Genomic DNA, 24,883 nt, shown 5'->3' with positions numbered 1-24,883 from the left:
ATGAGGCCACAGGTTCAAATCCTGTTAGCCCCACTTCCAAGAAGGCGTCTCCCCTCGGGGAGGCGCCTTCTTCGTATGCGTGGGGCGTTTTCGGGCAGCGAAAACGCCCGGTCGCTGGCGACGGGGGATGCACCAGCGACCGGGCTATGGCCAAGGCTAACAAGGGTGTTGGGGGCGGTGGGGGGTGACTGGCCGGACGGGATGGGGATATGTGAGCGGGATCACTCCGGGGGTGCCGGGGCGGAGGCGTGGAATCGGGCTCGGGCGCGGGCCTGCGTGGCGATGCGCTGGAGGGCGTCCAGGTGGGATGCCAGGCGGGCGCGGCCCTGTTCGGTGAGGGAGAGCCAGGTACGGGGGCGTCTGCCGACGAAGCCCTTGCGGGACTTCACGTAGCCGGCGGCCTCCAGCGCGGAGACCGTCTTGCTGAGGGCGGAGTCGGAGAGGTTCAGCGCGTCGCGGGTGGTGCGGAAGTCCGCTTCCAGGCAGCCGGAGAGGAAGGCGGTCAGGGCCAGGCGGGCGGGGTGCTGGATGACGGGGTCCAGCTGGGGGTCCGCCTCCGGCTGGGCGTCCGCCTCCAGTCGGGGGGCCGCCGGGGAGGGCTCGTCCGCCGTCATGCCGTCGGCCTCGCCCCTGAGCGTCGCATCTGGAACCACGTCACCGCGCCCTGAGTCACGCCGTACACCGCCAGCCCGGCTGAGGGGTCGGTCAGGAACGCCGTCGCGACGGCGGCAGCGGTGGTGAGGAGCGCCGGGGACTGGCGCCGCCATCGCTCGCGCGGTGTTCCCGTCGGCGGCAGGAGGACGCCGCCCGCCCTCGCGTCGACGACGAACAGGGCGAGGAAGGCGAGGAGGCAGGTGAGGGAGGCCGCCATCAGGTGGGCGTTCGCGTGGTCCTGGTTCATGGCGAGGGCCAGGCCCGTGAAACCGGCGGCGTGCAGGAGGCCGGCGGCCGGTGGGTGCCAGGTGGGGACCCGGCGGGCGGCGAGGGCCGCTGCGCGCGCGGAACGGGCGGCGGCCAGGGCTGCCTGTGCTGCACGGATCTCATGCCCTGCGGCCGGAGCGGGGTGGTCGGCCGTCATGAGGCGGAGGCGGTACGGGTGGTCGGCATGCTGTCAGCTTGGCAAGTACTTTCCTTATCGGCAAGTACTTTCCCTGCCCCGGCATGGCGAAGGCCCGGCGGCTCCGAGGAGTCGGCCGGGCCTGGCGTGGGGCTGTACGCAAGTTCGCCGTCACGTCGTGGGGAGGGTCAGTGCTGGAGGGGGGTGGCCGGTTCCGGCTGGGGGAGGTGGTCGGAGGGGTGGGCCGGGGTGATGAGGGAGTCCGTGTCCGGGTGGGAGCGGTGGCGGCAGTTGGGGGACTTGCCGTGGGCCTCCGCGCGGATGCGCTGCTTCATCGTCGGGGGGAGGGAGCGGGGGTGGGGGCGGTCCCAACCGGGGAGGAGCGGGGGTTCCGACTGGGGCGCCGTCGCCGTGTTGCGGGCCGGCTCGCTCTGGGCTACCGCGGCCGTCGCGGCCGTCGTGATCAGGCCGAGCGCCGTGCACAGGGCCAGGAGGGCGGTGATGACGGTCGTCCAGAGGTTCTTGAGCTGGGTGCGGGCCACGGCCCCTCACTTTCGGGTTGGGCGGATTTGCGTACTTTCCTCATGATGTGTATGTCGGCCGTGAAACGGTGGACCGACGCTCGCGGCGTGGCGATGTTCAGATGAACACCACCCGGATGGGCGTACGGGCGGGGACGAGGGCGAAAGGTGACGTTCTGTGGGGGTGTGATCACCCTCAGATCGGAATGACGGAAGTCCCCCGCCCCGGCGTCTACTCGGCGGTACCGAGCGGTAGTTGGGGCCCCGGGTAGGTCACCGATCGGTCTCGGCCGGTGTGTATAGTCGGGCGCCAGAGGTCCCCTACGTCAAGAAAGACGAGGTCGCGCGGTGAAGAAGCTTCTCCTGGTCGCACTGGCCGCCATCGGCGGGCTCCTCGTGTACCGCCAGATCCAGGCGGATCGCGCCGAGCAGGATCTGTGGACGGAGGCGACCGACTCCGTGCCCACGGGTTCGTGACTGCCGATTCCCAGTACTCCCACAGGCCCCGACCGCCGAAGCGGTCGGGGTCTTGCGTTGTGCGGTGACCTGACGTGAGGGTGTCGACGTCGGACAGCGGCTCCGGCGCGGCGAGCGAGGGGGCGGGCGATGAGCTGGGGACCGGCGGCGCGGCGGCGCGTGGTGCTGGGGAGCGTCGTGGCGCTGCTGCTGACGGGCCCGGTCACGACGGCCCGCGCGGCGGACGTACCGGCGTACGCGTACGACCGTGAGGCGCGCGCCGTCAACGGGGCGAGCGGGACGAGCGACGCCGTACGGCTGGAAGCGGGCGGGGTCTACCGCAGCTCCCTCACCGGGACCGGGAAGACGTACTTCCAGGTCGAGCTGGACGCCGTGTCGACGACGTACGTGTCCGTGACCGCGGTGCCCGGGGACGACGCGGAGCTGACGTTCAACGACGGGGTCAAGGTGGCCCTCCAGGACGCCAACGGGCTGAACTGCTCCAGCGACGTCGTGACCTTCGGGTCCGTCGCCGACCCGCGTCCGATCACGGCGTGGGCGGGGCGGGAGGTGCGGGCGGGGCGCTCGGTGTGCCAGGGCGCGGGGACGTACTACGTGGTGGTGGAGCGGGCGGGGGGCCGGGCCTCCTCGGGGCCGTCCTCGGGGTCCCCCTACGGGTCCGCCGCGCCCGACGCGCAGCCCTGGGGGCTGGAGGCGGCCGTCGTCTCCGAGCCGCCCGTCGGCAAGGGCGGCGCCACCGAGGCGCCCAAGGGGTGGAGCTCGGCGACCCCCTCCCCCATGGCCGGCGAGGCGCGGCGGCGGCCCGGCGGGGCCGGGTTCGCCACGGCCACCGATCTGGAGCAGGGCGCCTGGCGGGACGACATCCTGCCGGGGCAGACGCTCTTCTACGCCGTCCCCGTCGAGTGGGGCCAGCAGGCGTACGTCACCGCCGAACTGGGCAGCGCCGGCGGCGGCTCCGGGTACGTCGCCTCCGCGCTGGACGTGACGCTGTACAACCCCGTCCGCGCGAAGGTCGACGACCTGCGGTTCGGGTACGACGGGGAGCAGAAGACGGGGACGATGCGGCCGTTGCCGCCGGTCGAGTACGCGAACCGGTACGCGTCGAGCGGGTCGGCGGGCGCGATGCGGTTCGCCGGGGGGTACTTCCTCGTCGTCCATCTCGCCGCGCAGGTCGGGGAGCGGTTCGGGGACGGGGTGTACGGGGTGATGCTGCGGGTGCGGGTGAGCGGCGCCGCGCAGGCGGGGCCGGGGTATCGGGGGGTGTCGGTGCCGGAGGGGCTGTTCGGGAGCGGGGGCTCCGCCGGTGTGTCCGGCTCGGGTGCGGGGGGTGCGGGGGGTGCGGGGGGTGCCTCCTCCGCCGCCTCCGAGGCCGCCGGGCCCGCCGGTACGGAGGGGGGCGGGGCCGCCATGGTCGCCGTCGCCGTCGGGGGGTTCGGGGTGGGGACGCTGCTGTTCGTCGTGCTGGGGGTGTGGGCCGTCGTGGGGCGGCGGCGGGCGGGTCAGATGCGGGTGAGGGCCCAGAAGCCGATCGCGTAGCAGGTGAGGGCCAGGAGGAGGAGGGGGATCGCGACGGCCGGGGGCGGGCCGGGGCGGGGGGACGCGGCGCGTTTCGGGGGGCGGCCGTGGCGGGCCGTGCGGGGTGCGGGGGCTGCCGTGTAGGTGGCGGTGGAGGCGGTGTCCGGGGGGCGGGGGGTGAGGGCGTAGGTGGCGGTGGGGTCGTACGGGGGTGGGGGGACCGGGGTGTATGTCGGGTTGTGGGTGGGGGTGTGTTCGTGGGGGGTGAGTGGGGGTGGGAGATGGAAGCTGCCGGTGTCCGACATCGTGGGGGTCGGTGTCGGGGTGGGCGTGGAGGTGGGTGTGGGGGTGGAGGTCGGGGTTGGTGTGGGGGTGTGGGTGGGGGCGGGTGGGGGCGGGGGTACTACGGGCGTGGCGGGCATGGCGGGCGTGGTGGGTGCCGCGGGTACTACGGGTATGACGGGGGCACCCCAGCCTGCCTGGACCGAGGCCGTGGGGGTGGGGCCGGTCCAGGTGGGGTGGGTGGGGGGTGTGCCGGGCCAGGTGGAGGTGGGGGGTGAGTCAGGGGGTGGGGGGATCGGGCGGGGGGTGGAGTCGTCGTCGTACGGGGAGGCGAGGAGCGAGGTCGAGGTGGGGCCCTCGCGGGTGAAACCCTTGGGGAGAGGGCCGAGTTGGTCGAAGATCTCGATCGTCTCGTCGTCCGGGGTGGGGCCGGCGAGGAGTTCCGTGGCCGTGAGGAGGGCCTTGCGGGCGCCTGTGGCGGTGCGGAAGCGGGCCGCGGGGTCAGGCTGGAGGAGCGAGGCGATGACGTGCCACAGGGGCTCCGGGACGCCTTGTGGGGCGCCTGGTGTGCCGTGCTCCGCGAAGTGCTGGATGAGCGCCTTGGCGTCCGGCTTGCGGCCCTCCAGGAGGTACAGCGCGACGAGCCCCACGGCGAACAGGTCGGCCGGGAAGTCCGGGTCGGCGCCGAGGAGTTGCTCGGGCGCGATGTAGCCCGGGGTGCCGACGACGAGGTTCGTGTCGGTCAGGCGCGCCTCGCCCAGCCGCATCGAGATGCCGAAGTCGGACAGGCGCAGGCGCGGGCGTGCCGTACCCGTCGCCTCCAGGAGGATGTTCGCCGGTTTGATGTCGCGGTGGACGATGCCCTCGGCGTGGACGGCGGCGAGGCCGGCCAGCAGCTGGTCGACCAGGACGCAGACGAACGGCGCCGGGAGGGGGCCGTAGTCGCCGATCAGGTGGACCAGGGAGCCGCCCGAGACCAGGTCCATCGTGAAGAGGACCTTGTCGTCGTCGGCGGCCCAGCTCGCCGGGGCGAGGACGTTCGGGTGGTCGATGCGGACGGCCTGTTCGCGGACGAACCTCAGCAGGGAGTGGGCGTCGCTCTGCTGGAGGACCTTGGCGGCGACGTACCGCCGGCGGCGGTGGTCCCAGGCGCGCCAGACCGCGCCGACGCCGCCGCGTCCGATCGGGTCGACGAGTTCGTACCGTCCGGCGAAGACCTCACCCATGCCGTGTGCCGCTCCTCCCCCTGCGGTAGTACGGGTATCCCTGTGCGGGCCGTGGGAACCCGGTGAGGGTGGTCGATTCGTGCAGGTGCTTCGTGGCCCCCGTGGCCCCCGTGATGTGTTGCGATTCGCCCTCGAAAAGGGCGGTTTCCCCCGTGTGGTGCTGCTGTGTACTGCTGTGCTGCTACGGCTGGTCGGGCCGCCCTGTTCTCGTCCCGTTTCCCGTCCCGTTCCCGTCGCCCGCTCTCCGAACCCCCTTCGGTGACCGGGCGGCGGGGTCAGTTCTGGTGGGACTGGTAGTGCGTGACCGCGTCCGAGGTGCGGCCGGCGCCGTAGACCCGGAGGAACTCTGCCAGTTCCGGGTGGGTCGGGGCGAGGGTGTCCGCCGCGTCGATGATGTCGCCGGCGGCGGCGACCGAACGCAGCAGGGACTGGATCTCGCGGACCACGCGCTTGACGGTGGGAGCACCTGAACTGCTCGTCGTCTGCGTGGTGTTGCTGAGCACCGAACCTCCCTGCGACCGCTTGATCTCGTCCATCCGCTGGGTCGCCTCGGCGGCGCTGACGCTGCCGTCCGCGACCTGGGCGGCCAGGTCCTGCAACAACTGCACGCGTTGCACGACCGCCGGGTTGCCGATCTTCGCCCGCTGACCGCTCATCAGCTGGGACAGCATGGGTGCGGAGAGTCCCAGCACCCCTGCGAGACGAGCCTGGTTGAGGCCAAGATCGTCGATGAGCTTACGGAAGAGCGCCCCCAGCGGCTCTCCGTACCAGTTCCGCTGAAGCTCCCGCGCTCTCGCGGTCGCTTCCTGTTGTGCGGCGTCCATTCGCGTCTCCCCATCGCTTCCCCAGAAAACCGCGGTTCGCTGTAGCGAACCACGTCCGAGCATCTTACGGAGAGTGGTCGTTCGCGGGGACCCCCAATCTTTTTGCGGGATCACGGGGGTGACCCGGTACTCTGGTCTCCGACGTCCCCCGGAACACTGTTTCCCGTGGGTGTCCTGGGGCCTTAGCTCAGTTGGTAGAGCGCCGTCTTTGCATGGCGGATGTCAGGAGTTCGACTCTCCTAGGCTCCACTTCTTCAGACCCTCTCTGACCTGCGGAAACGTGGGGCAGGGAGGGTCTTCTGCTTGGCCGTGTGTGCACCATGTGTGCACGGCGCCTTGAGGACGCTGGGCAGGTTGCCTTGCCGGACCGGGGAGTGCGACTGCCCCGTGCGCTCGTGTGAGTTCTTCCCGGCTCTCTACCTACCGTCCGCCGCATGGCACACATCGTGAAACGCGAGCGGACGGATGGTGAGACCTCCTACGTCGTCCGCTGGCGAGCAGGCGCGGCGCGGACGGGCAAGTACGAGTCCGAGATCTTCAGTGATTCCGACGCCGCCAAGAAGTTCAAGGACCTCGTCAACGGGTTCGGGCAGGAGTGGCCGCCGGGGTGGATACGGGGGCACGGGTTCGTCGCCGATCTGCGGTCGGCGGAGGAGATGTTCGAGCCGTTCGCCTTGAAGCACATCAGCCTGCTGACCGGTATCCAGGGCGACACCCGGACGAGGTACCGGAAGATGGTCGAGCGGAACATGTCGCCGTGGTTCAAGAACTACTCGGTGCGCGACGGCGAAGGTGGGATCAGCCGGGAGATGGTCCAGCGGTGGGTCAACGACCTGTCGGAGGGGACGGCCGCGCCGCTCGACGCGGCGGACCACAAGCCCCGTACGAAGTACAAGCCGAAGACGGTCGGCGACCAGCACGGGCTGCTCCACGCGATCCTCCAGGCCGCTGTGGACGCCGAGCCTCAGCTCCGGGCGACGAACCCGTGCGCCTTCACGCGGCTTCCCCGGCTCGATGGGGAGCAGGTCGAGGAGGAGATGGTCTTCCTCGAACGGGAGGAGTACCGGTGGATCTACGAATGCATGGCGGACGACGCCAAGGATCTTGCCGAGACCCTCGCGGAGACCGGTGTGCGGTGGGGCGAGGCGACCGCGCTTCAGCCGAGGGATCTGCGCCGTCGTAACGGGCGGCCCGCTCTGCGGGTCCAGCGGGCGTGGAAGCGGGACGAGGACGGGAAACCGTATCTCGGGGCGCCGAAGACGAAGAAGAGCCGGCGCACCATCGTGATCACCTGGAAGCTCGACGCGATGTTGCGGCGGCGGGCGAAGGGGAAGGTGCCCGATGCCCTGCTGTTCACGGGGCCGGCGGGTGGTCGGTGGGATGCGGGGACGTTCCGGCGGCTGCGGTGGCTCCCGGCGATCGAGCTGGCGGCGGAGAGGTTCGGGCTGATCAAGCGGCCCCGGGTTCACGACCTGCGGCACTCCCACGCCGCGTGGCTGATCGCTGCGAGGGTGCCGCTGCCCGCGATCCAGGCCCGGCTGGGCCACGAGTCCATTACCACCACCGTGGACCGCTACGGGCATCTCCTGGACGCCCTCGACGACGAGGTCATGGCCGCCGTCGCGTGGGCCATGGACCCCACCGCGCCGCTGCCGGGGTTTCTCGCGCAGACCGGACTCGCCGGCGCGGGGAACTGGCTTCCTCCGCTGCCGCCGCGCGAAGGCGCCGCGTTGCCCGAAACCGTTTGGGAGGCCGACGACGAGGTTCCCTCTGTTCCGGACGGGCCGGTTTTCGTCGTCATGCTCGACGGCCGCGAAGTCCCCTTCGCTGACCGGGAGTACGCCCACCAGGTCGCTGATCAGTGGAACGACGACCACGCCGGGGAACTGGAGGCGTTGCGGGCTGACGGGTGGTCGGAGGAGAAGGTCGTCCGCCGGGGAGCGGTTGGGCCTGAGGAGCGGCCTCGGTGGAACGGCGGGGAGTCTGTGTGGACGCGGGTGCCGGACCGGCGGTTCGTCCACTGCGCCATGGCGTCGTACAACGCGGACGGCTCGCTTGCGTTCACGCCATTTCCCGTGACGGGGCGGTGGACGTGGGAGTTCGAGGCCGACAGTTACACCGCGAAGGCAGCTGAGTACCGGATCGAGCGGCGGCCTCGCGGGACGATCGAGACCCAGGTCCGCGGAGTCAGCGAGGAAGCCGTCGCGGTGTCGTCGTTGGTGGCGCGGGCGGAGGTGCTCAAGATGTGCTCGCAGGACTTGGAGCGGGGCTCTGGAGGCCCGGCCTCGTGAGCTGTCGAGGGTGGCCCGGACGTTGGAGCCGGGCCACCCATCAGACGGGGTATTCGTCGGGAAGTTTCATTCCGGGTTTGCCGTTCACGAGGTTCGGCTTCAGGTGGACCCGGCACCCTGACTCCCGGGCCTGCGTTACGAGGTCGACGACCCATTCGAAGTCCGGGGCGAAGGCCGGCACCAGCTTGTAGTCCGCACCGACTCCTTGGTTCGTCTCGGTCTGCGCGCCGATGACCACCCAATCGAACATCGACAGGTCGTTGAAGACGAGGGGCTCACGGAGGGGCTCGATGGAGAGCCACTTGACCTTCACCCCGTCGATTTCCCGGAAAGCGTCCTCCGCGATGCGTACGCGCTTCTGCTCGTCGATGCTGGTACCTACCCAGGCGCTGGGCGGGAGGTCCAGCTTCGTGTAGCGCGCGGGGAACTTGGTGAGGAGCAGGTACTCCCAGAGGGGGTTAGCCGCCATCACGGAGTGGACTTCGAGAATCCACTCGTCGGGGACCCAGCGGCCGTAGAGGTCGGCCATGGAGCAGACGAAGACGCGGTGCCAGGTCGGGTCGTCGCGGTGGATCTCGGGGATTCGGGTGTTCGCCGGGGCGGACAGGCGCTCGTGGTGGAACAAGGGGGTGAAGCCGGCTGGGTTGACCTGAGGGAAGCGGAAGGTGATTTCCCGGGCGTAGCAGTACGAGCACCCGTGGAGGCAGCCTGTGATCGGGTTCCAAGACCAGCGTGCCCAGGAGATGCCCTCCCCGTCGGTGTTGTTGAACGTGGGCTTGCCTTCAGGCTTCGGGTACTGCACCTCTTGGCCGTTGTGGGTGCGGAGCGTCAGCATGACCGGGCTGGGCTTCTCGGTCGGCGGGGCTTCCGGCAGGGCGCGCATTCGCTGGCGGGCCTGCTTCTCTGCTTGGTCGAGGGCCATCTCGCCGGAGCGGACCTTGTCCACTAGATCGGGAGCGAAGGTTGCTACGGCTTTGGCACGTTGAACGGCGCGAGGGGAAGCGCCGACGGTGCGCCCCGCCTTCGCGCTGGATTTCTGTTCGGCGGCCTGTTCGGACGTTTGTCGCCGATCGGCGACAAACGTCGAGCCTGTGACCTGCCCGTTTAGTTGATCTGCTACCTGTCGGGCAACCTCGCGTTGCCGTTCCTTGGCTTGTTCCGAAAATGCTTTCTCATACTCAAGTGCTAAAAACGCCTTCTGCCCCGCAGTCAACTGTCGGCGGGCGACGTTCTTGGAGACGATCAAGTCGAGGATCATGGACTCGGTGTAGTCCTCCGACAAGGTCTCGAACCGCAGCGGGATGCCAGAGGCCTCGCAGGCGAGGTACCGGTTGCGTCCGTCGACCAGGACCGTCCGGTCGTGGTTGAGCAGGATCGGATCGTGGAGGCCGTGAGTCTTGATGTCTCTGACCAGATCCTCGAACTCGTCGCCCTGGATGAGAGGGAAGACATCGGCGAAGGGGTGGATCTGGTAGGGGCCGAGCGCATTTTCCACGTTCAGTCCTCGTCTTCCCAGAACGTCATTTGCTCGGCCGGAGGGGGAGGAGGCGGCGCTTCTTCGAAGGCATTGATCATCTGAAGCCGCTGCTCCATGGTCGCGGCCAACCAGTCCTGTTCCTTGCCGCGGATGCCCTTGAGTTCGGCCTTGGTGAGGAAGTGTCGAAAGAGTTCGTCCTGGAACTGAGCGCTGTCGACGCGGTACCAGGTGATCGTGACGTCGTGTCCTTGTTTCTTGAACGCCCGCCGGACGTTCGATTCCGTTCGGCCACGCCATTTGTCCGAGGTCTCGATCAGGTAGGACCACTGCGCGTCGTCGTTCGCTGCGGCAAGACAGAGATCACGGGACGAGGCAAGCGTGCCTTGGGCGGCGGCCAGCCGATCGAAGCACTCGATTCGTGTGGGCCGGGCCTTCTTGCCTCGCTTCAGCCCGGTGGCGTTGCACCCCATCGTGGTCAGACTCCGGTAGAGCCTCACACCTCGGCCGATCACCTCGTGTGAGAACTTCGACCGCATAGCCCAGCCTGTAACGGCGTTGGGGTCGTTGATGGCGAAGACCGCATCGCCTGATCGCAGGTGCCGGATGGACGCATCCCTTCCGTCACCGTTGATGGCGTACAGCACGGCGCGAGGGGAGCGCCAGCAATTGTCGCCGTCTGGCGAGTAACCGAGCTTCGGAAGCTGGTGACCGAGGTTGGCCACGAGCCGGATGAAGGTCTCGGGGTTGATCTCGTAGAGGTAGATCTCGACTGGAAGTTCTGAGCGAGTTGCCTGGTAGGCGAGGATTCCAGGTGAGCAACTTCGGTTCCAGTACTCCCCGTTCTTTCCAGCAGCGGCATCGCCTGCGGTCAGATCGAACCAAACGAGCCGACGTGGGGCCTTGGGCAGGTGAGGTGATGCACCTACTTCCTCGCCGATCAAGTTGTTCAGCACGCTGTGTTTAGCAGGCGTGCGCCAGTCGCTTTGACCGACATCGAGCCGTTTCCCCACCCTGTGAATCTCCTTCCGGGGACACTGTCGCGTCTCGCGTAGAGCCGCGATCGTCCGGAGTGGGAGACCGTACTGCTGTGACTCGCAGTAAAACCAACCGAGTTGAGAATGTTTGTCCGATGGTGTATGCGGTGTTTTGGTGGACCTCTTGATGCCGGTCGAGCTTCGGATGAGCGGCACAGGGGGGGGTAACCGTCATCCAGAATTCGGTAATTCGGGCTCTACACCGCAGTTTCTGTGCCCATGTGGAAGAGGACCGCAGCGGCCTTGTGGAGGCTGTTCGACAGGGTTCGTGCGTCGTTGCGTGCTTGGCCGAGGTGCTTCAGGGCTTCGGTGGCCGCGTCGTGCGGAGAGGTGGTGTCGTCCATGCGGATCAGGCCCTTGGCCAGGTGGTGGCGGATCGTGGTGGACAGGTGGTCGAGGGTTTCCGGGAGGCGGTCGATCATCTGCGTGAGCGGCTGGGCGACTTCGCTGATGTGTGGTGGGTAGGGGAGCGCCATCGGGGTGGAGAGGGCGTGGTTGATGCTGCGGATCGCGGCTGCGGCGTCGTTGGCGAGCTGGGCGGCGGATCTCTCCGGCGCGCTGTTGTTGATGGCGGGCAGGGCGGGTTCGTCGATGATGGGGTGGCAGACGGTCTTCCACTGGTCCGGGAGGCTGCCCTTCGACCAGCCGTTGACGGTGTCCGGCTTGAACCGCTCGGTCGGGTCTATGAGGTAGCCGACTTCCACGAGGCGGTGACCAGCGGAGGCGGCGGGGAACGGTAGGTGCGCGGGGCCGAGTTCGCGGTGGGCGAGGGTGCGAAGGGGAGGCGGTTCTGTGTCGTAGGCGCTGTTCGGCTGGGCCGGGGAAACGACCACGACGAACCAGCGGTCGTCGAGTACGTAGGCCAGGGCGCGGTGTTGGGGTGTAGCGGGCACGTCGGTCTTCTCCAGAAAGAGGAGGGAAGCAGGAGGTCACCAGAGGCTCAGCGGCTTGCCCGCCGTGGCTGCGGTGTGGATGCGGTGGGCGATCTGTGCCTCGGGTTCCTTGAGGGCGAGGCCGGTGCGGATCGCGGTGCCGATGGCTCGGGAACGGCCGGCGGGGCCGCGTAGATCCGCCAAGGGGCTGGCGGGGTTGCGGCGGCGGGTCAGCCATTCGGTGCGGTTCTCCGCGGGGGTGCCGAGGCGGAGGTGGGCGGGCTGCTGGCAGGAGTGGTTGTCGCAGGTGTGGCAGACGGTGGGGCTGTCGTTGTCCCAGCCCAGGCGGGGGATCACGCCGTGGGCGAGCTGGTAGCCGTAGAGGTGGCCGGGGACGGTGCCTCGCCGGGTTGGGCCGGGGAGGGAGGCAGCGCGGAAGCTGGCGTGGCCGGTGCTGGAGATCGCGCCGTGGAAGAACCAGCAGTCCGTGTCCGACGCGGTGCGGTGCACCTTGGCCCAGTACCGGGTCTGTGTCGATGTGTCGGACAGCCAGGCCGACCACTCGACGGCGGGGATGCGTACCGGGGACGGGGTCCCGATCAGCGCGAGCTGCTCGGGACCCTCCTCGGGTGACGCGGCGTGTCCGTGCGTGGTGGAGAGCGGGAAGAGGCCGGGAAGCCGGTCATTCGACACCGGCTTGCGTGCTGCTCAGGTCGCTGGTCTCTGCAACAGCGGTTTCCTGGAAGGGGTGTTGGGAGGCGGGGGAGTTTCCCGGGCGTGAGCGGTGGGTGCGTGGGCGGCCGGCGCGGGCACGTAGCGCCTCGATGACCTCCTTGGCGCGAGCGGCGGTGACCGTCTTCGCGTCCCGTTCGAGTTCTTCGGCGGGCACGTCGAGGAGTTCGGCCACCAGCTCCGAGTCCTGGTCGTACAGGCGCAAGACCGCCGCAGTGGACTCGCGGGCCTTACGGTCGGCAGCTTCCTTGGCAACTGCCGCCTCCGCAGCGGTCTTTCGGGCGGTCAGGACGTTCTGGGCGGCCAATTCGCGAGTCCTCATCTGGAGTGTCTCAACTGCCCGAACCCGTCGCCGTAGCTCGGCTGTTGTCACGCCATCCGCCGATGTCACCTCAGTAACCTTCCTTCTGCATAGGCGAGTTGAGGATGAGCGGTGAGGACTGGCGTGCGAGGGCGTCAGCATGGCGCTGATCGGGGTAGCGGGTCATGGTGGGCACCGTAGAAGTGAGGTCAGGAAGAACTCACATGCGTCGTCTGGATGTGCCGGCGCCGAGGAATGCGAGGAGGCCGTAGAACTTTACGAGCGCCGGTGTTGCGTTGGGGCGGGGCGTCGGTGGGAGCAAGTTCCCTTACGCGCAAGCCCGTTGAATGCCGGGGTGGGCTGCTGCCGCTCAAAGAGCATGCCTCCGGCGGGTCCGCTCTCGGAGGGGGAGGGGGCGGGTCGTTCGGCTGGTCCGCCGTCGTGGTTGGGGTGGGGGTGGCGGCGGGGTTCCCTCCTCGGTCGGTCGTCCCAGCGAAGCGCACCGTGCCGCAGGGGTGCGAGGTCGTACGTCCGGGTCTGGGACTTTCCTCGTCCCTCAGAAAGTCCCAGCTTCCGGGCGCTCCACCTCGCACCCCTGCACCACGGCACGCGAGGCGGTGCCGTCCAACCGAGGAGGGAACCCCGCCGCAGGCCCGCTGTGGCTGAGGCATCAGCCGAGGCCCGGATGGGAAACCGCAGGTCAGGGGTTGCACGAGCGGCTAGAACATGGTTTAATTAAACATGTCGGGAGGGGAGGGCAACACCTCGACCGGCATCCCGAGGTCAAGTCGGCCTCGGTCAAGCACTCTCACCAGGAGCAGAGCCATGGGCACTTCCCGAGAAGGCGTGAACCCCAAGCTGGCCACCATTCAGGCGCTACTCGCCAAGGCCGAGGACTCCGCGACCCCCGAGGCGGAAGCCGAGCTCGCCCGTACGCGGGCGATGGAGATGATGGCCAAGTACGGTGTCGACGAGGCCCTGTTGAGCGACGGGCAGCCGTCGCGGGACGCGATCGTCACCAGGAACGTCGACCTGCCCAACCCGTGGTCCATGCCCCGCGCCCGGCTCATGTACTTCATCGCGGAGGCCGTCGGATGCCAGCCCATCCACATCGGCGCGCGGGGGGCCGGGACGCGGCGCGTTCAGATCGTCGGGTACGAGTCCGACGTGCAGCGCGCCGAGATCCTCTACGCCTCGCTTCTGCTCCAGATGTTCAACGGACTCAACGCGCAGGCCGTCCCGTACGGGGTGCGGAGCGCGCGGGCGTGGCGGAACTCATGGCAGGTCGGGTTCATCGTGCGGGTCACCGACCGGCTCAAGGCGACCGAGGAGGCCGCCCGCGCCGCCGCCGGTGCGGAGATGTCGGCCGCCGGGCGCAGCGGTGAACTTGTCCTGGCCGACCGTGACGCCATGGTCCAAGCCGCCTTCAAGGTCGAGAACCCAAGCGTGCGGACGCAGCGAGGGTCGTACAGCGGCAACGGGTACGGCGCCGGGGTCGCTGCTGGAAACCGTGCCGACATCGGCGGAACCCGCCGCATCGGTGCCACGACCGCCGGGGCGCTCTCGGCCTAGAGGTCAACTCTGCCGGGGGCGACGGGTGCCGCCGTCCCCGGCCCTGCCGTAAGGAGGAAATCCGATATGCCCGCACGCCGCCAACCCGCAACCCCCGCCCGCATCCTCACCGCCGCCGCCAACCACATCGAACGAGTCGGCCTCTACCAGGGTGACCACCTCTGGCAGCCCGGACGGATGGGTGGCGCAGCCCCTTGCACCGTGCTGCACGCATGGGAGCGAGGAGTCCGTGTTGCCCGACCCCGCTGGTCCGCGCACCGTGAACAGTGGGACGTCTTCCGACAGGCCCTTGCTGATTCCCTGGTGGTGCTCAGCGACCACGTCAACGGCCGCGCCGTTCCGAGTCTTCGGTGGAGGAAGCTGCGGCTTGCCGAAGACGCCTACCGGCGCACGGTGTTGTGGTGCTGGGGGGACGCTCCCGAGCGGACCACCGACGAGGCCGCCGCCATGATCCGTGCCGCCGCAGGCCGATGCTTGAGTGACGCCGATCACGTCACCGTAGGTTGTTCCGCTCCGTAAAACATGGTTTAATTAATGAAGTCGGGAAGGGGAGGGCAACACCCCTTCCCGACACTCCACCGGACCGGGACGGTCCGGCAGAACTCACCAGGAAGAGAAGACCCGATGCTCAACGTCAAGAACCGAGCCAGCTCCGAGTCGACCCCCACCCTGTGGTCGTCCCTCACGGTCGCCGAACTTGCCTCCCACTCCGGCAACCTCCGAAACATTGAGATCCCGGCCGATCTGCTGGCCGACGTGACCGAGGACGGCGTCACGGAGCCGCTGTACGTCGTACGGACCCACGGCGACGTGCCGCAGATCGTCGACGGGTTCCAGCGTCTCGCCGCCGCCGTCGCCGCAGGGCTGGAGACCGTGCCGGTCACGTCCCGCCCGGTGATCCGGATGGATGCCCTCACCCCGCACCCGAAGAACGCCCGCGAAGAACTGGACATCAACGCGGCGTTCGTGGAGTCCCTCCGCACCGAGGGATGCCGAATCCCCGTCAAGATTCAGCGACTTGACGGTGGAGTGCTCCAAGTCAACGACGGCAACCGCCGCTTCCACGGTGCGAAGGACGCGGGTCTTACGCACCTGCCGTACGAATGGGACGACGACGACCGCGACGCCGCCGGGCAGTTCCTCGACATGATCACGACCGCGCAGCACCGCAAGGGCCTGACGCCGTCGGAGATGAACCAGGCCATGTTCAGCGCGGCCGAGGCGGGCGCGCAGGTCGGTCGCATCGCCCGAGCCGCAGGGGTGCGGCAGAAGGACGTCAAGACCGTCGTCAAGGTCCGCTCCGATGAGAAGTTGAGCGCCGCCGTCGCGGGCGCCAGCGGCTACGCGTGGACGTTCGAGCACATGGCCGCTCTCGCCGAGTTCGCCGACGACGCCGAGGCGCTCGAAGCGATCACCGAGGCCGCTGCTGAGGAAGATGCTGACGCCAGCGACGTCGACTGGGCCATTGCCATCGAGCGGACCAAGCGCGACAAGCGGACCAGGGCCGAAGCCCACCGCGCGGAGCTGGAAGCGGCCGGGCAGAAGGTCAGGGACGCCGAGGAACTCTCCGAACGCGCTGTCGCTGTATGGCGGTTGCGCGGCATCGGCGCCGAGGAGCACGCCGACTGCAAGGGGCAGGTGTGGGTGTTCGACGAGCGGAAGGGGGACCGGTACGAGCCCTACTGCTCCGCTCCCGGTCTGTACGGGCATGAGGCGCCGGTGAGCGCCAGCAGCAGCGGCGGAGCTACGAAGACCACCGCCGAGGTCGAGGCGGAACGCGCCGTCCGCGCCGCCGTGAAGAAGGGCAACCTTGACTGGGACGCCGCCGAGGCCCTGCGTCGGAAGTGGATCACGGACCTGATCAAGCGGCGCAACCTGCCGAAGAGCATTACCAATGATCTGGTCGGACACATCAACAACGCGCTTCTTAACGGGAGTTGGGGAATCTCCGAGGACTTGAACAAGGAGCCGACCACCAAGATCCTGGCCGCCTTCCTGGGGCTGAACAGTGCGCAGGCCAAGAACCGGGGCGGTTTCGCCGGGCACGTCGCGAAGGACCCCCGCAGGGCGCCGCAACTCCAGTTCGCGGCACTTGCCGCAGTCCGCGAGAAGTGCGCGACTCGGACGGCGTGGCGGACGGACAGTCAGCGGTCGGACTGGACCCGGAAGCCGACCGGGCGGTGGTTCATGGTGCTGGAAGCCTTGGGGTACCCGTTGACGCCCATTGAGCAGTCGGTTGTGGATGACGAGCCGTACGACCCGGCGAAGAAGAAGTCCCGCGCCGCGCTCACGTCCGGCGAGGAGCGGGGAGCGGAGCAGGAGTCCGGCACCGCCGAGGAGACCGGCGAGCAGGAAGCCGAGGAACCGGCGAACGACGACGAAGCCGCCGCCTAGCCCCCCCAGTAACCCGACTCCGGGGGCGGGAACTCCCTCCCCGCCCCCGGTTACCCCAGGAGCCCCGCAGTGACCCGCACAGCTCTGTTCGAGACGCACACCGACGACCACGGATGCGGTTGTGTCCCCGCCCCCGCTGAGCCCGACCCCGGCACCACCGCCGACATCATGCAGGCCCGCGCCATCGCGGGCGAACTCTCGGAGTTCGGCATCGGTCCCGCTCGCTGGTCCGCCGCCTACGACCACCAGGCCGCCGCAGTCGTTCTGCGCGTGGACACCTCACGTGGGCTGTACGCCCTGGTCATCCCAGCCCCCGGCCAGCCGTTCCCGGTCCACTACCGGGGGGAGCGCATCGGAGCGCTGGACTGCCGCCGCACCTACGGCACCGCCGACAGCTACACCGCCGCCTTGTTCGCCGCGTTCCTCCGCGACCGCGCGGCACTGGACATTCTCGGTCGGGATGTTTGCCCTGTACCGTAAAACATGGTTTAATTAAACATGTCGGAGGGGGAGGGCAACACCCCCTCCGACACCCCGGGCCGCACGCGGAGGGCAACCCGCCCAGCCTGGCGCTCGATTCCTCTCTCACCAGCAGGAGCACCTTCCCGATGAACAACTCTGTCTTGCGCTTCGACGTCCCGGAGACCGCCGAGAGTCACGTCCGTCAGCTTGTCGAGGCCACCAACGCCCGCGCCGCGATCCACGGCCTGAACCCCTACGCGCTGGAGATGTCCGCGCCGTTCCTCGCGGACTACCGGGACTACGACGGCCGGTTGATCGGCAAGCGGTACTTCGTGACGGTCACCCTCACTGGGGGTGTCCCCCGGCACGCCGGTTGGACGGTCGTCGCCCGACTCGACCACGACGAGGAAGGCGAGACGATCCTCAGCACCTTCCCCGGACTGTCCGACGAACTTGCCGAAGAGGCGCGCGGGATGCGGGTCGTCGAGAACTTCTGCTACGGCTGCAAGGTCGAGCGCGACCGGACTGTCACCTACCTTGCGCGCCACGAGAACGGCGAGTACCGGCAGTTGGGCACCACGTGCGTCGAGCCGTACACAGGTCTGCCGATCAAGGGACTTCAGGCGCTGTGGAGGCTGGAGAAGATCAAGGACACCGACTGGGACGGACTGGGGGTCGAAGGGGTCCCCGCCGACATCCGGTTGCCCGTGGACAAGGTGCTCAGGGTGGCCGCCGCCATCGTGGAGATGGAGGGTCGGTTCTACGCGCGGTCCGAGGCGTGGAAGACGGTCACGCCGACCGCCGACAGCGTGTCCGCCTACTTCTTCAACCGCAAGGTTCCCGAGGAGTGGCGCGCGGACGTCAACGCGCAGCCTGGCGCCGAGGCCACGGCCGCCGCCGTACGGGAGTGGGCCGTGCAGGAATACGGCAGCAGCAACGACTACCGCCACAAGATTGCCCAGTTGGCCAAGGGGCAGACCGTGGGCCAGCGGCACCTTCCGACGCTCGTTTCTGCGGTCGCCGGATGGCACCGGGACCAGGAGAAGGCCGCAGCAGAGCGTGCGGCCCGGTGCTCGATGCCGCAGGGGAAGGTGGGGGAGCGGCTCACCGTCGCCGCCACCGTGACGACCGTGATCGAGTTGGAGGAGCGCCACTACGGCTACCGCGCCCAGCGCCGCCGTCTGGTGAAGTTCCAGGACGCGGGCGGCAACGTGTACGTCTGGTTCAGCAGCGCGGCCGATGTCCCCGATCAGGGCGACGAGGTCGAGGTGACCGGCACGGTCAAGGACCACAGCACCTACGGCGAGGTGGCACAGACCGTGCTGACCCGGTGCCGTGTGGTCGAGCGGGAAGCCACCGAGGAACGGGAGTTGGTCGCCGCGTAACGGCAGCGGTCGGGCGGAGGGGCCGCCCGACCGGTCCCCCGGCGGGTAGCCGGGACCCGGACGGCATCGAGCCGCCCGCGTCCCGCGCGCCCACTGCCGGCCGAACTCCCCGGCGAGCGCGGAAAACCGCGCCGAACCTCACGAAGGACGTCCCGGAGGGACGACTCAGCCTGGCCCGGCTCGCAGCCGGCCGGAACGTCCGGGCCGCAGACGGCCCTCCCACACCGCCCGGACGCCGGGCCGAAGGACGTGTCCTCCGGACACGACGGCGCTGTTCGCCGCGCTCCGCGCGACCACGGCGGCGGCTTCCGTTGAGGCGAGGTGCGCGCCCGGCTGCACCACCGAGCACCATCTCCGTGCCTGTCAGGCGCCCGACTTTTCGGTGCCGGTGCTTTGGGGCTGCCGTGCGCCGGCACGGCCCCGCAGGTTGCGCTGGAGCAGAGCGGCGCCGAGCGGGGTCAGCGTGTGCAGGACCGTGTTGGCGTACCGGTGGCTGGTGATCAGCCCGGCGTCGCGCAGCAGCGTGGTGTGGTGGCTGGCCGTGGTGGGGGTGACACCAGCGCGTCGGGCAGCCTCGGTCGTGGTGGAGCCGGCCGCGGCCGCGCGCAGAACGGCCGCACGGGTGGGGCCGAGCAAACCGTTCAGGGGTGCGTGGGCGGTAGAGGGCACCGACGTCGGAACGTGTTCGACGGGATACATCAGCACGGGCGGGAGGCCGGGGTCCGCCAGGGCGATGGGGGCGTTCCAGCAGAAGTAGGAGGGGATCAGCAGTAGCCCGCGCCCGCCGAGGTGGACGTCGCGCTGACGCGGATAGGCGGGGACTTCCAGCACGGGGTGGCGCCAGCGGATCGCTGGGGTCAGGTCGGCGAGCATGGCCCCGATGCCGGCGCGGAACAGCGTGCGGATGTGCCGGGCCCGCTCGGTGTGCAGACGTTCGTGGATGTGTTCCTCGTGCGGAGCGATCACCGCGCGGTGGTAGGTGCGCAGGGCGCGGACGAGTTGTTTTCTCGTTTCCCCCTCGGCGACGCGGTGCGCCCAGGTCGGCGCGCCCACAGTCCCCTGGAGCAGCGCGACTTCGTCGGCCACTCGGTGGCGCGGGGTCGCCAGAATGCTGTCAAGACCGGCGTCCAGTCCCTCGATACCTTCGGCCGGGGTGAGGAAGTCGGGGAAGTAGCTGGCCCGCGGAAAAAGTGGCAGGAGCAACCGCATTGTGGTGCGGTCCAGGCCGGTCTCGCGGAGCGTGGAGCAGGCGGTGCGGTACCAGAAGGCGTGGGCCCAGCGGCCCTCGCGGGTCTGGAAGCGGTGCAGACTGGCCGCGATCTCCCACAGCGGATGAGGTCCGGCCGCCACCCTGAGGCGGGTCAGGTCCTCAGGCGTGAAATGGAAGCGGAGCATTCCGTTCCCTCGTCTCTTCCCAGCTGTCATCTGCGATGTTTCAGTGGGCTCGCACGAGCATGACAGTGGTGGAGGGTGCGCGGAAACATGAGTTCACGCCAGTCGGTTCCGCCGACCGAAACGGGGATACGGAGCATTCGGCACCGACGTTGACCGACGGCTGTCGTGCCAGGCGCTCCCAGCGGATCTCGGCACCGACCACGAGAAGGGGATCGGTATGTCCTCCAACGAGCACAAGAACGCGCCTAAGCCGCGTCGGTTCCGCAGAGCCCTGGCGGTCGCCGGCCTCACCGGAGCCCTGGCCTCTCTGAGTCTGGTCGTGCCTAGCACGGCCAGCGCCGCCCCGCTGGCGTGGGAGTGCGACACGGGAGACGTGTGCGTCTGGAACGCCGTCAACGGCACCGGCAGCCGCTGTGCCTGGACCAACGCCGACCCGGACTGGTGGAGCGGTTCCGTCCAGTGTTCGTGGTCCGACACGCAGAACGCCCGGTCGGCCTACAACCGCGGTACCTCGTCCTCCTACGCGGGCGTCGCCTTTTACTCGGGCGCCAACTACTCCGGCTACCTCGGCTGTCTGTCGCAGAACGGCGGCTTCGACAACGACTTCAACGTCAGGATTCGCTCCCACCGCTGGGTGGCGTCCTGCTGATCCCGGCCTGACAGCGGGAGCCGGCCTTCTCAGGGTCGGCCCCCGCCCCGTGTGCTCAGGAACCGGGTGTCGGCTCAAAGAGCTTGTGCCTCCGGCGGGTCCTCTCTCGGAGGGGGAGGGGGCTGGTCAGTTGGGTGCGGGAGCGTTGTGGTGCGGGTGAGGAAGGCGGGGTTCCCTCCTCGGCCGGACACCCGGAGGGCGTACCAGGAACCCGGACACGGCGTCCAGGCCAAGCCGCTACGCGGTCGCTTCGCGAGCCAGGACACCGCGCCCGGAACCCTGGTCCGGCGGAGCTGTTCGACCGAGGAGGGAACCCCGCCCGGGTCCGCTGTGGCCGGGCACGGCCGCGCGAGTGCAGGTCACCCGGCGAGGAAAGGGCAGGTCAGGGCGCACAGGAGGTTGACCCGGCTGGCATAACATGGTTTAATTAAATATGCGAGGGGGGCGGCACCTCCTCACATATCGCAGGGTCGTTCGGCCCCGTGTCGAATTCTCACCAGGAGGACCGCACTGTGTCCCGCAAGCCGAAGATGACCGACGAAGAGCGCCGCGCCTACAGCGTCAGGATGCGCGGTGAGCTCGAAGCCGTAATGGATCGCGCGTACGGCGCGATGGTCGCGGATGAGGAATTCTGGGCGACGGTCATGCGCACGGCCGCGACCCTGACGGACCGCAGCGCCGTCAACTCCATCGCGATCGCCGCCCAGTGCCCCCATGCCACCCGTGTACTCAGTTCCGGAGACTGGCGGAAGGCCGGACGCTTCCCGATCAAGGGGTCCACCTCCATCCGTATATGGACGCCGATCACGCGCCGGTCCGAAGGCGCGCAGGACACCGCAGCCGAAGGCGGGCAGGGGGAGGCCGTCGAGGTGGAGGGGCGGCGGGTGTCCGGCTACAAGGCGGGGCCGGTGTTCGACGTCGCTCAAACCGACGGCGACGCCTACGAGTTGCCTTTCACTGCTCCGTTCGCCCCCGAGGTCGTTCGAGACGTCCTGGTTGGCCAGTACCGCGACTGGTACCACCAGGACCCCGAGCAGGCCGGAGGGTTCGACTTCGGCCAGGAGGCCCCCGACGGCGCCGTCCGCATCCTGCTGTACGGCCACGCGTGGCGACGTATCGCCGAGGGTGACGTCCTTCTCCCCGGACAGCACGCGGCCGAGGTCGCCTCAGCGGCGCACGTTGCCGCTCTGATCCTCGGGGTCGCTCCAGGGCCGGTTGTCATGCCGCCGCTCGCGGGTGTCATCACCCAGGACAGGAAGCCCCCGATTCATGAGTCCGCCGTCCGGGTCATCGAGACCGGCCGGGCCATCGCCAGCGCCGTCGCCGGAGCCGTCGAGCGTCACCATGAACTTGCCCATGCCGGTTGACCTTCACCAAAAAACATGGTTTAATTAAACATGTTGGAGGGGGAGGGCAACACCCCCGACCGACACCCCCGCCGGGGCCGACCGGCCCCGGCGGTACCTCTCACCAGACAGGAAACGACATGCTCACCACCCAGCAGACCCTCACCGTTCAGGACTTCCCCACCGCGACCCTCGTGCTGGCCGGACCCTGGCACCGGGGCCGCCAGTTCAACACCCTCCCCGCCATCGTCGTCTGCCCCTTCGGCGGACCGGAGTTCGCGGACAGGGCCACCATGGCGGTCGTCTGGTACTTCACCCTCGGTGCCCCGCAGCCCGGCCACAGCGTCCAGGCGATGTTCCCGCACGAGCTGACCCCGCTGGACGACACGCTCACCACGATGCACCAGGACACGTTCCGCGACATCGTCCGCACTATGCGCCAGGGCCGGTTCGCCTACGACGACGGGGACGCACTCCGCGCCGCAGTCCGCGACGCGTGGCGTGAGCGGGCAGGGCTGGCCGACCCCGCTGAGCGGGACACGCTCCACCACAGCTGAGCACGGCACCGCCGGTCCGGGGGAGGGCAACACCCCCGGACCGGCAGGCCCCTCAGTACCAGTGCGGACACCCCATCGCGGCGGCAGGACAGGTCCGGTGCGTTCACCGCCGCCGGCCGACTCCGTCGACCGCCGACGGGCACCGGACCGTGAAGGACGCGCCCCGCGGGGACGCGGCAGCCCCTGCCGTCGCGCGGGGCGCGACGGCCCGCGAGCCGCTCGTCCCTCACGGCCCGCGCCCGTGGTGCGGACCGTCTCCCACACAAGGTCCGTCCTTCGGACAGACCAACTCCTCACCAGGAAAGACCAGTTCAGTGACTATCGAGATCACGCACACCCGCCGGGAAGGGACCCTGATCGAGGGCACGGCACGCGGCGACAGAACGGCGGAGATTCTGAAACTCCGCGAGTACGGCAGGACCGGCCGCCAGCCCTTCTGCTGGAGCAGGAACCTCGGCTGCTGGTACCTCCCGCACAGCCGCGACCACGCCACCCACACCCCGTCCCTCGAACTCCTCGCGCAGCGACTGCGAGACGCCGGCTTCGAAGTCACGCTGAGCGTCGACAACGCCGACCGCCGCAGCTTCAGCGAGGCCGAGCAGGACCGGGAAGACCGGGCACAGGACCGAGCCGAGCGGTTCGGCGGGTACGCCGACAACGCCGCCCGGAACTCCGAGACCGCGTGGAAGTCAGGCAGGGCGATAGCCGACCACATCCCCTTCGGCCAGCCGATCCTGGTCGGTCACCACTCCGAGCGCCGCGCACGGCGGGATCAGGAGCGGATCGACAACGCGATGCGCAAGAGCGTCAGCGAGCACGACCGCGCCCAGCACTGGAGCGACCGCGAGCGCGCCGCCGCCAACTACGAGCGGTTCCGCAAGGACCCCGGCCGCACCCTCCGCCGTCTCGACAAGCTCCAAGCCGACCTTCGCGCGGTCGAGAAGTGGCAGCGCGGTGAGTCCGCCAAGGGGTACGCCCGCAATCCGGCGGACCCCAAGTTGGTGACCGAGCACCAGGAGCTGACCGAGGAGATCGGGCACTGGGAGCAGGTCATCAAGGATGCCGAGGCCAAGGGCTTCAAGGTCTGGTCGAAGGCCGACTTCCAGCGCGGTGACTTCGTGCGCTGCCGGGGCACTTGGTACGAGGTCCTGCGCGTCAACGCCAAGTCGGTGACCATCCCGCACATCCACAACGGCGTCGGCAAGACCGTCGTCCGAGCCGAGGGCAACCGGCTCGACGGGTGGACCTGGACGGTTCCCTACGACGACGTCTCGGGACGTCGGAGCGCCGACGAGATGCGGCAGACAGCCCCGGCCGACGCCGAGTAACGACCGCTCACCCGGACCGGCGGCCGAGCGCCGCCGGTGCGGGACCCTCTCTCACCAGAACAGGGCACCACCATGACCACCCAACTCCCTGAACGGCCCGGGTTCGTCACCATCACCGACGCCCAGCCACACCCTCCCCTCCAGACCACCTTGCCGTACCGCATCGGAGCCCCGGACATCGAGTGCCGGTACCCCGTGGTCATCGGCGAGGACCTGGTCATCGGCCGCGCCCACAGGTGGCACCGGGACTGGTGGATCGACACCAGCATGGGAGTGCACAACCTCCGCCGCCCGCCCGCCGGAGTCCCCGGCATCGAAATGGCCGCCGCCCACCTCGCCCAGGAGTACGCCGCCGGACGCATCACCGCCGTCCCCCTGGACCACGTACGCGCCGAAGCTCCCCAGCCGCTCCACGGGCCGGTCCCCCTGCTGCACCCGCGGATGCCTGCCACCGAGCGCAACCTCCAGAGCGCGCGGACGGCGTTCGCCGGACTCGCGGCTCACCGTTGGCGGGCGGTACTCACCGGGTTCCCGGGGTCCGACAACCACTGGTTCCTCTCCTGTGAACTGTGCCTGTGGCAGGGGCCGAAGTTCTGGAGCCACCTGCGGGGACGCAACGGCGCTCCGCCGAGTGTCCACCGCCACGAGGGCGGATGCGTCGGCAAAGACCGGGTCCGCGAACTCATCCCCGCCTACCAGCAGTAGACCGACCCCGGGGGCGGTGCGCTGCTGCCCCCGGGCTCTGAAACGGACTTCACCATGCCGATCCACTACAGCCCCGCAAGCGTCGTCATCGCGGACACCCCGGCCGGAATCCTGGAATGGGCCGCCTGCCACATCGAACACGTCGGCATCCACCAGGGTCCCCACCTTTTCGCCGGGCCGGGCCGCACCGTCACTCTGCCGTGCTGGCCGCGCGGAGCCCTCCAAGTCGCCGCCGGACAAGGGCGGGTGACCGCCGGCCGGACGTACGACTGGGACCGCATCGACCACGCCCTTGACCAGGCGTTCGCCCTGCTCGCCGAGACCATCACCGGCTACCCCGTCACCGTCGGCGAGTCCGCCGCCGTGAACATCCTGCACCGCGACGTCATCGACCGATGGAGCGCCGAGCCGGGCCGCACTGCCACGGAGGCCGCTCGCGCATTCCGTTCCGCCGCCGCGCGCGCCCCGATTTTCTGAAAGC

At 69.3% G+C, this 24,883-nt stretch carries 25 protein-coding genes and 1 tRNA gene; 15 read left to right on the top strand and 11 right to left on the bottom strand.

The features are described from left to right. Positions 1-221: 221 nt before the first annotated feature. From ABZX85_RS35915 to ABZX85_RS35905, 3 genes are all read right to left on the bottom strand, one after another. Positions 222-614, bottom strand: a complete 393-nt coding sequence (locus ABZX85_RS35915) for a transcriptional regulator (protein WP_355878374.1) — start codon at positions 612-614, stop codon at positions 222-224. Further along, complete coding sequence (locus ABZX85_RS35910; protein ID WP_355878371.1) at positions 611-1,078, bottom strand: hypothetical protein; 468 nt, start codon at positions 1,076-1,078, stop codon at positions 611-613. Before ABZX85_RS35910 ends, ABZX85_RS35915 begins: the two co-directional genes overlap by 4 nt. A gap of 167 nt (positions 1,079-1,245) precedes the next feature. Then, a complete protein-coding gene (locus tag ABZX85_RS35905; RefSeq protein ID WP_355878368.1) occupies positions 1,246-1,599 on the bottom strand; it encodes a DUF6344 domain-containing protein in 354 nt (117 codons plus the stop codon). A gap of 327 nt (positions 1,600-1,926) precedes the next feature. Between ABZX85_RS35905 and ABZX85_RS35900 the strand changes: the two genes are divergently transcribed. Both ABZX85_RS35900 and ABZX85_RS35895 read left to right on the top strand, forming a co-directional pair. Next, positions 1,927-2,055 (top strand): DLW-39 family protein, encoded by a 129-nt coding sequence (locus ABZX85_RS35900; RefSeq protein WP_003999697.1) that lies wholly within the window; start codon positions 1,927-1,929, stop codon positions 2,053-2,055. 129 nt (positions 2,056-2,184) lie between these two features. Next, complete coding sequence (locus tag ABZX85_RS35895) at positions 2,185-3,591, top strand: hypothetical protein (RefSeq protein WP_355878365.1); 1,407 nt, start codon at positions 2,185-2,187, stop codon at positions 3,589-3,591. Here ABZX85_RS35895 and ABZX85_RS35890 read toward each other — a convergent pair. Both ABZX85_RS35890 and ABZX85_RS35885 read right to left on the bottom strand, forming a co-directional pair. Beyond that, on the bottom strand, positions 3,555-5,078 hold the full coding sequence (locus ABZX85_RS35890; protein ID WP_355878362.1) for a serine/threonine-protein kinase: 1,524 nt from the start codon (positions 5,076-5,078) through the stop codon (positions 3,555-3,557). The genes ABZX85_RS35895 and ABZX85_RS35890 overlap by 37 nt on opposite strands. 275 nt (positions 5,079-5,353) lie before the next feature. Further along, a complete protein-coding gene (locus ABZX85_RS35885; RefSeq protein ID WP_010353434.1) occupies positions 5,354-5,902 on the bottom strand; it encodes a DNA-binding protein in 549 nt (182 codons plus the stop codon). 176 nt (positions 5,903-6,078) lie between these two features. Here ABZX85_RS35885 and ABZX85_RS35880 point away from each other — a divergent pair. After that, positions 6,079-6,151, top strand: a tRNA-Ala gene (locus tag ABZX85_RS35880). 185 nt (positions 6,152-6,336) lie between these two features. After that, entirely contained in the window at positions 6,337-8,193 is a 1,857-nt protein-coding gene (locus ABZX85_RS35875) for a site-specific integrase (RefSeq protein ID WP_355878359.1), read from the top strand. A gap of 40 nt (positions 8,194-8,233) precedes the next feature. Here the strand turns inward: ABZX85_RS35875 and ABZX85_RS35870 are convergent, their stop codons facing one another. From ABZX85_RS35870 to ABZX85_RS35850, 5 genes are all read right to left on the bottom strand, one after another. Further along, positions 8,234-9,688, bottom strand: coding sequence for a DUF5131 family protein (locus ABZX85_RS35870; RefSeq protein WP_355878356.1), 1,455 nt, complete (start codon positions 9,686-9,688; stop codon positions 8,234-8,236). Between the two features lie 2 nt (positions 9,689-9,690). Beyond that, the gene (locus ABZX85_RS35865) at positions 9,691-10,680 is read right to left on the bottom strand and encodes a hypothetical protein (protein WP_355878353.1); all 990 of its coding nucleotides are present in this window, start codon (positions 10,678-10,680) and stop codon (positions 9,691-9,693) included. 221 nt (positions 10,681-10,901) lie between these two features. Beyond that, a complete protein-coding gene (locus ABZX85_RS35860; RefSeq protein WP_355878350.1) occupies positions 10,902-11,597 on the bottom strand; it encodes a hypothetical protein in 696 nt (231 codons plus the stop codon). Between the two features lie 36 nt (positions 11,598-11,633). Next, positions 11,634-12,269 carry a hypothetical protein gene (locus ABZX85_RS35855; RefSeq protein ID WP_355878347.1) on the bottom strand — a complete coding sequence of 212 codons (636 nt, stop codon included), beginning with the start codon at positions 12,267-12,269 and terminating at the stop codon, positions 11,634-11,636. Continuing rightward, positions 12,259-12,630, bottom strand: coding sequence for a hypothetical protein (locus tag ABZX85_RS35850; RefSeq protein ID WP_355878344.1), 372 nt, complete (start codon positions 12,628-12,630; stop codon positions 12,259-12,261). Before ABZX85_RS35850 ends, ABZX85_RS35855 begins: the two co-directional genes overlap by 11 nt. An 804-nt stretch (positions 12,631-13,434) precedes the next feature. On the opposite strand from ABZX85_RS35850, the gene ABZX85_RS35845 reads away from it, so the two are divergent. The 5 genes from ABZX85_RS35845 to ABZX85_RS35825 all read left to right on the top strand — a co-directional run bounded on the left by ABZX85_RS35845 (position 13,435) and on the right by ABZX85_RS35825 (position 18,422). Further along, positions 13,435-14,181 (top strand): DUF2786 domain-containing protein, encoded by a 747-nt coding sequence (locus ABZX85_RS35845; RefSeq protein WP_355878342.1) that lies wholly within the window; start codon positions 13,435-13,437, stop codon positions 14,179-14,181. A 66-nt stretch (positions 14,182-14,247) separates the two neighbouring features. Further along, a complete protein-coding gene (locus tag ABZX85_RS35840) occupies positions 14,248-14,700 on the top strand; it encodes a DUF6197 family protein (RefSeq protein ID WP_355878339.1) in 453 nt (150 codons plus the stop codon). 105 nt (positions 14,701-14,805) lie between these two features. Then, positions 14,806-16,575: a ParB N-terminal domain-containing protein gene (locus ABZX85_RS35835; protein ID WP_355878337.1), complete on the top strand. Its 1,770-nt coding sequence runs from the start codon at positions 14,806-14,808 to the stop codon at positions 16,573-16,575. A 69-nt stretch (positions 16,576-16,644) separates the two neighbouring features. Then, entirely contained in the window at positions 16,645-17,055 is a 411-nt protein-coding gene (locus ABZX85_RS35830) for a hypothetical protein (protein WP_355878334.1), read from the top strand. Positions 17,056-17,183: 128 nt separating this feature from the next. Beyond that, positions 17,184-18,422, top strand: a complete 1,239-nt coding sequence (locus ABZX85_RS35825; RefSeq protein ID WP_355878331.1) for a hypothetical protein — start codon at positions 17,184-17,186, stop codon at positions 18,420-18,422. Between the two features lie 363 nt (positions 18,423-18,785). On the opposite strand, the gene ABZX85_RS35820 is transcribed toward ABZX85_RS35825, so the two are convergent. Beyond that, a complete protein-coding gene (locus ABZX85_RS35820) occupies positions 18,786-19,817 on the bottom strand; it encodes a DUF5937 family protein (RefSeq protein WP_355878328.1) in 1,032 nt (343 codons plus the stop codon). Between the two features lie 217 nt (positions 19,818-20,034). Here ABZX85_RS35820 and ABZX85_RS35815 point away from each other — a divergent pair, with 217 nt between their 5' ends. The 6 genes from ABZX85_RS35815 to ABZX85_RS35790 all read left to right on the top strand — a co-directional run bounded on the left by ABZX85_RS35815 (position 20,035) and on the right by ABZX85_RS35790 (position 24,879). Beyond that, positions 20,035-20,466, top strand: a complete 432-nt coding sequence (locus ABZX85_RS35815) for a peptidase inhibitor family I36 protein (RefSeq protein WP_355878326.1) — start codon at positions 20,035-20,037, stop codon at positions 20,464-20,466. Positions 20,467-20,978: 512 nt separating this feature from the next. Continuing rightward, complete coding sequence (locus ABZX85_RS35810; RefSeq protein WP_355878324.1) at positions 20,979-21,833, top strand: hypothetical protein; 855 nt, start codon at positions 20,979-20,981, stop codon at positions 21,831-21,833. Between the two features lie 119 nt (positions 21,834-21,952). Beyond that, the gene (locus ABZX85_RS35805; RefSeq protein ID WP_355878321.1) at positions 21,953-22,369 is read left to right on the top strand and encodes a DUF6409 family protein; all 417 of its coding nucleotides are present in this window, start codon (positions 21,953-21,955) and stop codon (positions 22,367-22,369) included. Between the two features lie 314 nt (positions 22,370-22,683). Continuing rightward, entirely contained in the window at positions 22,684-23,697 is a 1,014-nt protein-coding gene (locus ABZX85_RS35800; RefSeq protein WP_355878318.1) for a DUF3560 domain-containing protein, read from the top strand. 72 nt (positions 23,698-23,769) lie between these two features. After that, positions 23,770-24,402, top strand: a complete 633-nt coding sequence (locus tag ABZX85_RS35795; protein ID WP_355878316.1) for a hypothetical protein — start codon at positions 23,770-23,772, stop codon at positions 24,400-24,402. A 54-nt stretch (positions 24,403-24,456) separates the two neighbouring features. After that, positions 24,457-24,879: a DUF6197 family protein gene (locus tag ABZX85_RS35790; protein ID WP_355878313.1), complete on the top strand. Its 423-nt coding sequence runs from the start codon at positions 24,457-24,459 to the stop codon at positions 24,877-24,879. Positions 24,880-24,883: the final 4 nt, after the last annotated feature.

It is taken from the genome of Streptomyces sp. NPDC004539, assembly GCF_040610055.1.
GTDB lineage: Bacteria > Actinomycetota > Actinomycetes > Streptomycetales > Streptomycetaceae > Streptomyces.
This window is presented reverse-complemented; position numbering and strand designations above follow the sequence as displayed.